This window comes from Candidatus Cardinium hertigii (genome assembly GCF_003788695.1).
Window position 1 is genome coordinate 20895 of sequence record NZ_RARA01000016.1, and the last position, 12883, is coordinate 33777.

General features: G+C 36.7%; 9 protein-coding genes and 2 tRNA genes. 4 read left to right on the forward strand and 7 right to left on the reverse strand.

Annotation, left to right across the window (positions count from 1 at the left end; all coding sequences use genetic code 11):
- The first annotated feature begins 82 nt into the window (after positions 1 to 82).
- Entirely contained in the window at positions 83 to 220 is a 138-nt protein-coding gene (locus EDM02_RS05615) for a hypothetical protein (RefSeq protein ID WP_184891067.1), read from the forward strand.
- Positions 221 to 1578: 1358 nt separating this feature from the next.
- Here the strand turns inward: EDM02_RS05615 and EDM02_RS00860 are convergent.
- Positions 1579 to 2613 (reverse strand): ankyrin repeat domain-containing protein, encoded by a 1035-nt coding sequence (locus EDM02_RS00860; RefSeq protein ID WP_184891068.1) that lies wholly within the window; start codon positions 2611 to 2613, stop codon positions 1579 to 1581.
- 335 nt (positions 2614 to 2948) lie between these two features.
- Here EDM02_RS00860 and mutS point away from each other — a divergent pair, with 335 nt between their 5' ends.
- The 3 genes from mutS to EDM02_RS00875 all read left to right on the forward strand — a co-directional run bounded on the left by mutS (position 2949) and on the right by EDM02_RS00875 (position 5838).
- Positions 2949 to 5573 (forward strand): DNA mismatch repair protein MutS, encoded by a 2625-nt coding sequence (gene mutS / locus EDM02_RS00865; RefSeq protein ID WP_123662326.1) that lies wholly within the window; start codon positions 2949 to 2951, stop codon positions 5571 to 5573.
- A 66-nt stretch (positions 5574 to 5639) separates the two neighbouring features.
- Positions 5640 to 5712: transfer RNA gene (locus tag EDM02_RS00870), tRNA-Gly, on the forward strand.
- Between the two features lie 41 nt (positions 5713 to 5753).
- Positions 5754 to 5838 (forward strand) — tRNA-Leu (locus EDM02_RS00875).
- Between the two features lie 642 nt (positions 5839 to 6480).
- On the opposite strand, the gene EDM02_RS00880 is transcribed toward EDM02_RS00875, so the two are convergent.
- From EDM02_RS00880 to EDM02_RS00905, 6 genes are all read right to left on the reverse strand, one after another.
- Complete coding sequence (locus EDM02_RS00880) at positions 6481 to 7890, reverse strand: leucine-rich repeat domain-containing protein (RefSeq protein ID WP_123662328.1); 1410 nt, start codon at positions 7888 to 7890, stop codon at positions 6481 to 6483.
- Between the two features lie 118 nt (positions 7891 to 8008).
- Positions 8009 to 8206 (reverse strand): hypothetical protein, encoded by a 198-nt coding sequence (locus EDM02_RS00885; protein ID WP_123662330.1) that lies wholly within the window; start codon positions 8204 to 8206, stop codon positions 8009 to 8011.
- A 40-nt stretch (positions 8207 to 8246) separates the two neighbouring features.
- The gene (locus tag EDM02_RS00890; protein WP_123662332.1) at positions 8247 to 8825 is read right to left on the reverse strand and encodes a mediator of RNA polymerase II transcription subunit 21; all 579 of its coding nucleotides are present in this window, start codon (positions 8823 to 8825) and stop codon (positions 8247 to 8249) included.
- The gene (locus tag EDM02_RS06115) at positions 8809 to 9399 is read right to left on the reverse strand and encodes a DUF6915 family protein (protein WP_420886338.1); all 591 of its coding nucleotides are present in this window, start codon (positions 9397 to 9399) and stop codon (positions 8809 to 8811) included. Before EDM02_RS06115 ends, EDM02_RS00890 begins: the two co-directional genes overlap by 17 nt.
- Before the next feature lie 191 nt (positions 9400 to 9590).
- Positions 9591 to 11810, reverse strand: coding sequence for a leucine-rich repeat domain-containing protein (locus EDM02_RS00900; RefSeq protein ID WP_184891069.1), 2220 nt, complete (start codon positions 11808 to 11810; stop codon positions 9591 to 9593).
- Between the two features lie 823 nt (positions 11811 to 12633).
- Positions 12634 to 12819 (reverse strand): Npt1/Npt2 family nucleotide transporter, encoded by a 186-nt coding sequence (locus EDM02_RS00905; RefSeq protein ID WP_478210129.1) that lies wholly within the window; start codon positions 12817 to 12819, stop codon positions 12634 to 12636.
- Positions 12820 to 12883 lie beyond the last annotated feature (64 nt).

Sequence of the window (12883 nt, forward strand, 5' to 3'; positions counted from 1 at the left end):
AACGCATACTGCCCTGTATAGAAGATCGCAACCTTTCCACTGCCAGCTAATATCCTTCTTATTATCTAGTTCATTACAAAATGTGGCATCATTTGTATGTAATATACAATCCATTACGCTTTTATTGCTGCTGGGTATTCGCATCGCTCCTTGGTTGTTTTTTGCACAAGATTGTAGGGCAGCTGATAAAGATAAAGCCGCTACGCTCTTTACTAAATAGCTATATGGTCTGATATGCAAATTGTTTTTATTTTTAGTCATTTTGTTTTTATTAGTCATTTTGTTTTCGTTTATTTATTTATAGTTTATAAAATTACGATCATATCCGTTCACTTGCGTGGCAGCCATATTTTATAGATTATTGATGATTTTATCCATATTGTGCTATTTCTAATTAGCCACACGACTGAACGGATACTGTTTGTGAATATTTAAGTTGTTTTTTTCTTATATGTAACCATTTTGTTTAATTGTTTTTAAATTGTGTTTAATTGTTTTTTAATTTAAAAAGTATATGGATTTCCATATACCACTACTTATTCCTCATTACCATTACAAAGGCCTTTTCTTAGGTAATATCCGCCCCTTTCTAACAAATTGCTAACAAACTATGGTTAATTGCTATTTACCTAGCCATAGAAATATTTTACTATTGATAGAACCAAGATCCTTTTTGTAATAAAAAATAAAAAAGGAATAAAAATTCGTTGCTGAACTGAACAAATATAGCGGTTTTTTAGTTATTCCAAAATAACTTTATTGTTTTTTTCTATAAACTGTTTTTTTTATGTTCAACCATGCATACATTAAGCGCTTTCCCAACTCAAAATATTGAATTCCAGTATAATATATATTTAGTTTAGTCGTTCCTATTTTTACCAGAAAGGTAAAAAGTCAAGCATAAATAATTGATATTATAGAGAAGATATGCTGGTCCAGCAAAAGTGTCCGTTCACGACCCTGGTAAGGTATCCGTTCAGTGAAGTGGCGTATGCGTATGCGTATCCGTATTCGTAAACCATTAGAAATAGGTACAAGTTCAATTGTGTGACCTATGCGTATTTATTCACGTTCGTTCCTAGCAATAATGCAATAATGCAAGATCATAAAAACGCGCCTTGAACAAAGCTGTGACTAGAAAATTTCAGTCTGAGAGCTGGTAGCAAATCAACCTGTTTAAGCCTACTCTTCGTCTTTGAAAAAGCTGGCTATGTTCCGCTTCGGAATTCAGTGTACTCGCATAGTGGGTACTATGCTGCGTGCACTTCACCCTCGCGCGCCTTGCCAGCTTTCCAAATCCATTGAGTAGTCGTCTCTTCGTCTTTGAAAAGCTCGCTATGTTCCGCTTCGGGATTCAGTGTACTCGCATAGTGGGTACTATGCTGCGTGCACTTCACCCTCGCGCGCCTTGCCAGCTTTCCAAATCCATTGAGTAGTCGTCTCTTCGTCTTTGAAAAGCTCGCTACGCTTTACCCCACCAGATATATCATCTGGCGGGGACCCCTGTACCGCTTCGGGATTCAGTGAAGGTGAATAACGGATACGAATAAAGACATTAAAAATACATATGCATTTCCCTCACTTCCCTTTCTCTCGTGCGACTATATCGCGTAAAATATCGATATCGCCGACGTCAAATTTACCCCTATAGTCTAGAGTAAGCATTTCATCAGTAATAGCGTCCCATTGGCTGGGCGTTAAATTATCTCTTACCATACGTAATACATATGTAAACATTTCTATATCGTCTATACCACTCTTTAAAATATTCCTCCATGCGATAGGTCTGGGCAAATAGGCACGTGCAAATACAGAAATACCATCTTTATTTTTTGCAAAAAGTTTTTCAATGGCCACAGCTTTACTACTGAGTTTAGCTATTCGATCAAATACATATTGAAATGCAAATTGTCTATTGCTACGAACAGCCATATGCAATGGTGTTCTGCTTTTTATATCGCTTGCACATAAACTATCTATAGACTGAAGCTTATGTACCAGCGCCTTTGTTACTTTGTCAAACCCCTTTTCAATGGCCAAATGTAGTGGCGTGAACCCGGTCTTTGGATCTTTTGAAGTGATATCTAGTGTTTTAGTTTCAGGGCACTCGTTTAGTAAAATCTGAGCTATTTCTTCTTTATTGTTTTTAAGCGCTATCAAAAGTGCAGTTGCATTATTGCCAACCTTATTAAGGTCAATATATGGACAGTTAAGCAAATCCCTAACTATTTCTGCATTGCCTAGCTCTAGAGATCTACCAAAAGCTGTTCTTTTACTATTGAGACCAATTGAGTGTGGGAAATCATGTTTATAATTAGCAGCTGCGCCTGATTGGTTATCCTGATGAATACGTTCTAAAACTTCTTTTACTTTGTTACTGTCCTTAGCCTCTACTGCCACGTATAGTATGAGTCCACCTTCATCTCTACTAATATCCTTCGTATTCTCCATATTTTGACGCCATTGTTCCACGCTTTCTTTCGCTTTATGCTCCAGAACTGTACGGCTACAAGCGCCAGAAGTGGAGGCTTGTAAAGGAAGAGATAAAGACAAAATCGACAGCCCTTTTATCCAAAAGTTATGCTTTTGATTATGCAAATTCATTCGTTTCATATTTTTCATTTTGTATTATTGTTTTTTTTATAATTATAAAAGCTATTGATATGGTTAACAGCTTTACCATCACTCGCTTGAATATAATTATCCAAGTACCTTCTCCAATATAATTATCCAAAGTACCCCCTTCCCTACCTCCCTAGAGAAGGTTACCCTTCAAGAGTTAATAATAAATAATTTTAAGAAAACAAAATTTACTGAGAAAGGTAACAGCTTTTTAGGATAAATCGTTTGCGACATTCAGCCCTAGGGAGCATGCTTTTACCTATTCTTTCCCCTAAATTCCCTACTTTTAGACTATTAACCGTTAGGTTTTCTTAACTTACGCTCCTATGTCTAAGCCAATTGAGGGAACTCCATTAATGCGGCAATATTTTGCCATCAAGGAAAAATATCCTGGTGCATTGTTACTGTTTCGAGTAGGGGATTTTTACGAAACCTTTTTAGAAGATGCAGTTAAGACAAGCAAAGTATTGGGTATTGTATTAACCAAAAGAGCTAATGGATCGGCCTCTAGTATAGAGTTAGCTGGTTTTCCCTACCATTCTCTGGAACTTTATTTGCCCAAATTGGTAAAGGCTGGCTACCGTGTAGCTATTTGTGATCAATTAGAAGATCCTAAACAAGCCAAAGGAATTGTACAAAGAGGCGTGACTGAATTGGTTACACCTGGACTTTCTTTTAGCGAAGCGGTTTTGGATAGCAAATGTAATAATTACTTAGCGGCTATTGTTTTCGAAAAAGAGCTATTAGGGATGGCTTTCTTAGACCTCTCTACTGGAGAGTTTTTGGTAGCAGAAGGCGCATGTGATTACATGCAAAAACTCTTGCAGCGTTTTGCCCCATCTGAGGTTATTTTTAATAAAAAACAACAGGCGTTATGGGATGATTTTGTTAAAGAGGATTTTGCGGTTTATGCCCTAGAAGATTGGATTTTTCAGTTTGACTATGCGTATGGTTTGCTAAATACCCATTTTGGGACCAGCTCGCTAAAAGGCTTTGGGATAACCGATTACGCTATTGGTATTGTTGCTGCTGGTGCTATTTTGAACTATCTAGCGGAAACTGAACACAAAGAAATCAAACATATCAATTCTATTGCACGATTGGAGGAACATCAATATGTTTGGCTAGATCAGTTTACCGTTAAAGCCTTGGAACTGATTGTGCCACAACAGTTAGGTGGAACTGCCCTTATTGAAATACTAGACAGAACGGTCACCCCTATGGGTGCACGTCTACTTAAAAAATGGCTGTTGTTTCCACTTAAAGAAGCCTTGCACATCCAAAAGCGTCTTTCTATTGTTGAATATCTGATAGACCATCCAACATTAGCAGCATTACTCGTAAGCCATTTAAAACAGATAGGAGACTTAGAACGCCTTATTGCCAAAGTAGCTGCTAGTAGGGTAAATCCGAGGGAAATGGTAGCCTTGAAAAGAGCATTAGAACAGATATATCCGATTCAAAAATCACTAGAAAATAGTTTATTTCCCTTATTGCAAACATGCGGTTCCAAGCTTCATAACTGCCACGATTTGGTAGAAAATATTCAAAATAAATTGCAAGAAAATCCGCCTATGCTTATTAATCAGGGAGGGATTATTAAACCCCATGTTAATGATGCATTGGATGCGTTCAATGCCATGATCCATACTGGTAAAGATTATTTGGTACAATTGCAACAAAAAGAGAGCCAACGGACCCGTATTCCCTCTCTAAAAGTCTCTTACAATCGTGTTTTTGGATATTATCTTGAAGTATCGAATGCGCACAAAAATAAAGTGCCAACGGATTGGATACGCAAACAAACCCTTGCCAATGCAGAACGCTACATTACAGAGGAATTAAAACATTACGAAGAAGATATTGTCCATGCAGCCGAACAAGCACAACTCCTAGAGCAGCAGCTTTATCAAGAATTAGTGCATGCCGCCCTAGAATTTATTCCACATATTCAAAAAAATGCCAAAATCATTGCACAGTTAGATTGTTATCTGGCCTTTGCCAAACAGGCAAGTGAACAGCATTACAGCAAGCCTATTATAGATAATAGTACATGGCTAGATCTTAAGGGGAACAGACACCCTGTTATTGAACAACGGCTGCCCTTAGGCAAAACCTATATACCTAATGATATTTGGTTAGACCAAACGCAACAGCAAATCATGGTTATTACGGGACCCAATATGGCTGGTAAATCAGCCCTATTGCGTCAAGTTGCTTTGACAGTATTAATGGCTCAAATAGGATCTTTTGTACCAGCTACTTCAGCACACATTGGCATTGTAGATAAAATATTTACCAGGGTAGGTGCATCGGATAATCTGGCCCAAGGAGAATCCACTTTTATGGTGGAGATGACAGAAACCGCTAGCATTATGCATAACCTTAGCGACCGTAGCCTTGTGCTCATGGATGAAATAGGACGTGGTACCAGTACCTATGATGGTATTTCTATTGCCTGGGCATTGGTAGAATATCTTCATAACCATCCACGTTATAAAGCTAAAACCCTTTTTGCTACGCATTACCATGAACTAAATGAGTTGACAGCAGAACTAGCTAGGGTCAAAAACTACCACGTAGCTGTACAAGAAGTAAATGGAAAAATTCTTTTTTTACATAAAGTAGTAGCTGGTGGAAGCGAACATAGTTTTGGTATTCATGTAGCCCAAATGGCAGGAATGCCAACCATTATTTTGGAAAGAGCAACAGAAATCCTACAACATCTATCGGCCATCAGCGGAAAAATACCTGAAAAAGAGATTGTAACAGCATTATCCCCAACAAAATACCAGCTAAAGCTTTTTGATGCAGATGCAGACTTAGGCTATTTACGCACTTTTCTAGATGAAATTGATATTAATACCCTTTCTCCAGTAGAAGCCTTACTAAAATTGAGTGAAATGCAAAATATCCTTAAAAAGGAAAGAAATAAACATAAAAATGAATAATTATTTTGAGAAAAATGAATGTTTGATTAAATTCGTCTCAATTGGTATAGGGTTTATAACCCATAAGCGAGAATAGCTCAGTTGGTAGAGCACGACCTTGCCAAGGTCGGGGTCGCGGGTTCGAGTCCCGTTTCTCGCTCTTTTTTTGTGATTTAGTATATAGATCTCAAACGTAGCTTTGCCAGGATGGTGGAATTGGTATACACGCAAGACTTAAAATCTTGTGGCTTTGGCCATGCGGGTTCGACCCCCGCTCCTGGTACCAGGTTATCCCCTTACTATTAACTAATCATGCTTATATATCGTATTTGTTCACATGCGTGGCAGCGATATTATATATAGATTACAGAAAATGGCTAATATTTAATAATTGATGATTTTATCCATTTTGTTAAAAACTACTTCTTTTAAAACTACTTTTTTTGCTTGATCAAAAAAAGCAGCCAAAAAAAATCAAGCGCTGGTGAAAAAACTGCTGAAAAGAAAGGAAAAAAACCGAAAATCAAATCTCGCTCCTACGGAGCTCAGACAAATTGATTTTCTTTTGATTTTTTTCCTTTCTTTTCTTTCCACAGTTTTTTCAAGGCGCATTTTTTTATGACTTGCATTATTTGCACTAGTCACACAATTGAACTGGTACCTATTTATAATTGTTTACGAGTACGGATACGCATACGCATAGGCTACTCCACTGAGCGGATACCCGACAGATACATCTGGTGGGATAAAGCATAGCCAGCTTTTCAAAGACGAAGAGTAGGCTCAAACAGGCTGATTTTCTTTTATTTTTTCCTTTCTTTTCTTTCCACAGTTTTTCAAAGCGCATTTTTTATAAATTTATATTATTGCGCTATTTCTAAATACGAACGTGAAAAAATACGCATAGGCTACTCCACTGAACGGATACTTATAGCAGCCTCCTCCTCTTCGCCAGAATTTCCATATCCTCATTTGTTGTATCCTCTTCGTCGGAATTTCCTATATCCTCATCTGTTGTATCCTCTTCGTCAGAATTTTCTATATCCTCATCTGTTGTATCCTCTTCGTCGGATATGGACACTATATCTAAACCAAGTTTATCAGATTCATATTCCTTTATTTTTTTTTCTACTTGTATATTAAGCCTTGCTGTATTTAGATCTAAATTGTTTTGCATCATGGTGCGTATACATGCTCTTTGTAACCCACTTTCATGGTATACGGTATCGTGCGGATAAGCAATGTTTGAATTAAACCAATCAACTAAGTTGCCTGAAACCTCAGGACCCAAGCACGAAACTTTACGTATTTTTGTCTTGCTTAACGTAGTGAGCAATTCTTCCATACTGTTTAAATCCCAAGAGCGAAAATCCCATTCACCAAAATTCAAACTATCAACGGCTGTATGCTGAAGCAAAGAGAAAGCTTTACATAAAGTTTTCAATTCTACTGAATCTAAATCATTGTAATATAAATCTAATTCACGCACAGTTGTGTTATCCACAAGCGCAGAAAGTAGGGGATCTATATTATTTGCCAACTTGTTATCCGATAATCCCAAATGTTCAATCTTTGTATATTTGAGTTTAGAAAATGCTATCCCCCATAGCTCCGCTTGCACCGAGTCTAAATTATTACTATTTAAACATAAGTCACGTACATCTGTGCCCACAAGCACAGAAAGTAGGGGAACTACATTATTTCCTAACTCATTACCAGTCAAAGTCAATTCTTCAATCCTTGTATTTTTGAATTTAGAAAATGCTGTATTCAATAGCTCCGTTTGCACCGAGCCTAAAGCATTCGAAATTAAATGTAATTTACGCACAGTTGTGTTATCCACAAGTACAGAAAGTAAGGGATCTATATTATTTGCTAAATCGCTATTCTGCAGTCTCAATTCTTCAATCTTTGTATGTTTAAGCTTAGAAAATGCTGTCTTTAATAGCTCCGCTTGTACTGCGCCTAAATCAGTCCAATATACTGCTAGGCTACGCACAACTGTACCTTTAAGAGCAGAAAATATCGCATCAAGATATTCACCTGATGAATTTACACCATGGCAATCTACCATAAGACGGGAGCACGGTGCCTTACACAGGTAAGGTACCAGCTTGCCCAGTAGATTTTGCAACTCCAAATTGGACACGTATTTTTTATGTAGCTTGTATAAGCTTATGTATACATCATGTCTATCGCTATCCGACTGAACACTCCAATATTTATAAGCTTGGCTGCTTATAATATTATTTTCATTGACCAATTGCATGAGTTCTGGGTCATTAATTTTTTCTTGATTTTCAGCAAAATCAACTATTGAACTGCCTGCCAATGCCATGTCGTTTGAAGTACCTATACTTTGTCGTACTTTAGTACATCCACTGAAGACTAGGAACAAAATTAGTAAAAAATACATAATGGGTGTTTTAAAAGTTTTAAATTAAATATATTATGCTCTATAGTATAGAAACGGCTGCTGCTTGATTTTTTGGGTTGATTTTTTGATTAAACAAACAAATCTCCAAAAAATTAGAGCTAGGAAAAGCACAAGATGGTTGTTCTTGACAAGGAAAATTACTTACAAATCCGCTTTTGGTTAAATGAATAGCACTGGTTAAGCCGATTATCCCAGTAGCTATAATGATAATTTCCATTGATTATGAGTTTAATATTGACAAATAATTTTTATTCAGCTTATTTTTCAATGGCAAATAAAACCTCATCAGCGCTGTCGTGGTATTCTTCTTCATCATAAATCACCTGATCGGTCTCCTCATTATAGTCTATAATTGCTTTAGTTGTTGAACTATATTTTGCCCTTACTAAATTATTATCAATATAAATATCACCGCTGCCATTCATTTGGAATTCGCCGGCATCTGGAATATCTAATGTATCGATTATATAAGTTTCTAAATCCTCAAAATTATTTCTGTCTACATCAGTACTGTCTTTAAATGTAACAAAAGCTTCGTCACTGCCACTTTCCCAGGTAAATGACAGGCAGCCCTTTTCTTTTACAGTCGCAATAATCCAGCTTTCAAGACTTTCATCGGCATCTTCTATTTTTTCCGCTCGCTCTTCTTCATAATGATTGCCCAGATCAAATAATTCCTCATCGGCATCTTCTATTCTTTCCATTTGTTCTTCTTCATAATGATTGCCCAGATCAAATAATTTCTCATCGGCATCTTCTATTCTTTCCGTTTGTTCTTCTTCATAATGATTACTCCGGCCAAATAATTTTTCAAAAATATTACTTATTAAACTCATCTTCAATATCTTTTAATTGTTTTAAATCGGGAGTATATTGCCATCTTTCTTTTAGTTTTACGTATTCGAGTAACTCGTTTATGTTTGTCTGCGGTAGATAATTTGAAAGTTCAAAGGCATAATCAACTCCCAGGATCTCTTTTGCGAGAAATATTCCAAAATTGCTGTGGGTTATTATTAGTGTTGACTTTAAACCAGACATTAGGAATGGCCTTAAAACAAACTCTTTCAGTTTATTGTCTGCAGGATTGATTGGTTTTATGAAATTCAGCAAAGCATCATCAACATATTTATACCAATGATTTAGAGTTGGAACCATACCCATAAGATCTTCTTTACAATGCTCCGCAGCAATATCACGTATTAATATTGTGCGATTTTCAGTGTTGGTTAATGTTTCGCCAAACTTTTGAATGCATAAATCTATACCGTAGGTATGATGTAAAAGAATCCTATGCTTGTTGTGAAAATAGAATAGTTTGCTTGTGTCGATAAACTTGTGGATATGCAAGTAATCTTTCGCATTGCCATTAAATTTCTTTTTTGATAGTAAACTATGCTTCCAATAATTCATTAGGGGATTATTATGGATAGTGCCCGTGTTAAGATAAATTTACTAATTTAATGCCATTTTACAATAAAAAAGCACATCAATTTCAGAAGTAATTATTAGTATTCAGGTTAATCTCCGTAATTGTACTATTCTTGTCCAAAGCCTTAGCTAGCGCTGCTGCCCCTACACAATCAATACCACTCCCATTCAGGTTAATCTTTTCCACCATCAATAATTATATGCTTATCTATAAATAGCGCTGTTAGCTCTTTATAAGTAACATTATTCCCACCAACCAGGTTAATCTCCGTAATTGTACTATTCTTGTCCAAAGCCTTAGCTAGCGCTGCTGCCCCTGCAGAACCAATATGATTCACAATCAGATTAATATTTGTAATTGTGCTATTCTTTTCCAAAGCCTTAGCTAGTGCTACTGCCCCTGTAGAACCAATGTTATTTCCATTCAGGCGAATCTTCGTAATGGTGCTATTCTTTTCCAAAGCCATAGCTAACGCTACTCCCCCTGTAGAACCAATGTTATTTCCACCCAGGCCAATTTTTGTAATTGTACTATTCTTTTCCAAAGCTGCAGCTAGCGCTACTGCGCCTTCAGGACCAATACCATTCCGATTTAGGTTAATCTTTGTAATCGTACTATTTTTTTCCAAAGCCTTAGCTAGCGCTACTGCCCCTACAGAATCAATACGATTATGCATCAAGCTAATCTTCATAACCGTGCTGTTTTTTTCCAAAGCCTTAGCTAACGCTACTACTCCTGTAGAACCAATGTTATTATAATTCAGTCTAATCTCCATAATCGTGCTATTTTTTTCCAAAGCCTTAGCTAGCGCTACTACTCCTGCAGAACCAATATTATTATAACATAGGTCAATCTTCGTAATCGTACTATTTTTTTCCAAAGCCTTAGCTAGCGCTACTGCGCCTACACAATCCATATCTTTCAATCTCAGTTTAATCTTAGTAATTGTACTATTTTTTTCCAAAGCCTCAGCTAGCGCTGATGCCACTGCAGAACCAATCTTATTCCTCCCATATAGGCTAATCTCCGTAATTATGCTATTCTTTTTCAAAATATTAGCTAATGTTGATATTTCCTCATAATCAATATCATAACAACTCAGGTAAACCTCCGTAATTGTGCTATTCTTGTGTAAAGCATTAGCTAGCGCTGCTATGTCTTCAAGACCAGGCTTATTAGTCTTTAAGTAAATCTTCGTAATTGTGCTATTCTTTTCCAAAGACTTAGTTAGGTGTATTCCATTATACATAGTTTTATCATAAGTCAGGTAAATACACTCTTTTTTACAAGGAATAGTATCGTCCAAAGCCTTAGCTAGCGTTGCTGCTTCTACATAATCAATACCATTCCAACTCAGGTCAATCTTTGTAATTGTACGATTCTTTTCTAAAGCCTTAGTTAGCGCTACTGCCCCTGCAGAACCAATTCTATTATTATTCAGACTAATCTCCATAATCGTGCTATTTTTTTCCAAAACCTTAGCTAGCGCTGCTACCCCCTCATAATCAATATCATTATCACTTAGATCAATATTTGTAATTGTGTTATTTTTTTCCAAAGCCTTAGCTAGCGCTATTGCGCCTTCAGAATCAATACCATTCCCACTTAGATCAATCTTTGTAATCGTGCTATTCTTTTTTAAAGCCTTAGCTAGCGCTATTGCCTCTGTAGAACCCATTTTAATACCACCTAGTTGCATTTCCCTAATGGTTCGATTCTTTTCCAAAACTGTAACTAACGCTGCTGCGCCTTCAGAACCAATATCATTACAACTCAGATCAATATTTGTAATTGTACTATTCTTTTTTAAAGCTTTAGCTAGCGCTATTGCCCCTGTAGAACCCATTTTAGTCGCACGTAGTGCAAGTTCCCTAATGGTTCGATTCTTTTCCAAAGTTGTAGCTAGCGCTGCTGCGCCTTCAGAACCAATATAACTACAAATCAGATTAATATTTATAATGGTTCGATTCTTTTCCAAAGCCTTAGCTAGGGCTATTGCCCCTGTAGAACCCATTTCAGTCGAAAGTAGTACAACAAGTTCCCTAATGGTTCGATTCTTTTCCAAAGCCTTAGCTAGGGCTATTACACATGCAGAATCACGGTAAGCCAGTTCTATCTTTATAATTGTTTGATTGTATGCTAAAGCTTCAGCTGCTGCACGCAAATACCTTGCATCGGTACTATCTGGCCATTGCCCATTGCAAAGCTCCGTTAGGTTACGAAATTTTTTAGCATATGCTTTAACCAAGTTCAAGTATGTTTCACGCTTAGTTACTTTGTCTGCACATCCTTTCCAATGCATTTTCTTTTGTACCTCTTGTCCCCTAACCTGGGATACCGTAAAACTGCTAGCCAATAAGAATAACCCAAGAAGGATAAACTGCTTTTTCATATCTTTTTTGTTTAATTTTGCTATTTCATATTCCATGCGCTAAGCACAAACCAAGCCTTTTTATCATTCCTTGGCTTTGGACGCTTTCCCCATTCCAATAATTTGTCCTTCCTTTAACTAACTGTGTTATGGAATTGCTGCCAATTACTATCCGCTAAGGTAGAGCAGGGAACTGTTGCGCTGCTTAACAGTAGCAATAAAAATTTGACAAGTTTAGGAAAAGAATGTTTTATTATGAAATTTTAGGAAATTTTTTTATGAAATACAAATGTTTAGTATCCGTTCAGCAATCGTTTCTTCGTCTTTGAAAAGCTGGCTGTGCTTTACCCCACCAGATGTATCTGGCAGGTACTCCTGTTCCGCTTCGGGATTCAACGTATTGGGGGGCCCCATGATGTATGTACATCATACATCATGAGGACGTTGCAATAGAAAAATTGCAACGTATTTTTTATAGAAATCTAGATGCAACCTGTACATTTTTGTACGTTTACAGTACTAAAATATTATTTTTTATGTACTTTTAAAAACTATTTTAGTAATAGTTAGGTAGATTCTTGCTTTTTTTATAAAATTTTTGTTTTCTATTGCAACGGCCTCGCTTTATTCACCAGCGCTTGATTTTTTTGGTTGCTTTTTTTATCAATAAAAAAAGTAACGAATAATAATGACAAAAAATAACACTGGAAAAATGTATTGCATTTTTTCGATTAGCTGGGCAATCTATGGCAAGCATGATCACTGATACGCTATTTATGGTTTACTACCTTGCTATGCACGATAGTTTCTTGGTTATAGAAGCACGCAAGCAAAAATAGCGCTCCTAAGCAAACCCGGGAAATACTTGCCACATGACCTTCACCTTCTTACGTGCAANATCTCCACCCCCAAAGAGTACCCCCATACCAGTAATCAACCAAGATGCTAATGTCTTTCCCAAACGAGAGCCTACGCCATCTACTGCTGCTTTTCCACGAACTTTAGTCTCTTCATCTAATGGAACATACACAGCCTCTTTGGTTGGATCAAAAAGAACATATTTAACCCCCTTAATCAAGACTACATTATAAATG

What these genes read in the sequence shown, in the direction of transcription:
- EDM02_RS00860 (WP_184891068.1), bottom strand. Translation starts at nt 2,613, where the DNA reads ATGAAACGAATGAATTTGCATAATCAAAAGCATAACTTTTGGATAAAA.
- mutS (WP_123662326.1), top strand. Translation starts at nt 2,949, where the DNA reads ATGTCTAAGCCAATTGAGGGAACTCCATTAATGCGGCAATATTTTGCC.
- EDM02_RS00880 (WP_123662328.1), bottom strand. Translation starts at nt 7,890, where the DNA reads ATGGCATTGGCAGGCAGTTCAATAGTTGATTTTGCTGAAAATCAAGAA.
- EDM02_RS00885 (WP_123662330.1), bottom strand. Translation starts at nt 8,206, where the DNA reads ATGGAAATTATCATTATAGCTACTGGGATAATCGGCTTAACCAGTGCT.
- EDM02_RS00890 (WP_123662332.1), bottom strand. Translation starts at nt 8,825, where the DNA reads ATGAGTTTAATAAGTAATATTTTTGAAAAATTATTTGGCCGGAGTAAT.
- EDM02_RS06115 (WP_420886338.1), bottom strand. Translation starts at nt 9,399, where the DNA reads ATGAATTATTGGAAGCATAGTTTACTATCAAAAAAGAAATTTAATGGC.
- EDM02_RS00900 (WP_184891069.1), bottom strand. Translation starts at nt 11,810, where the DNA reads ATGAAAAAGCAGTTTATCCTTCTTGGGTTATTCTTATTGGCTAGCAGT.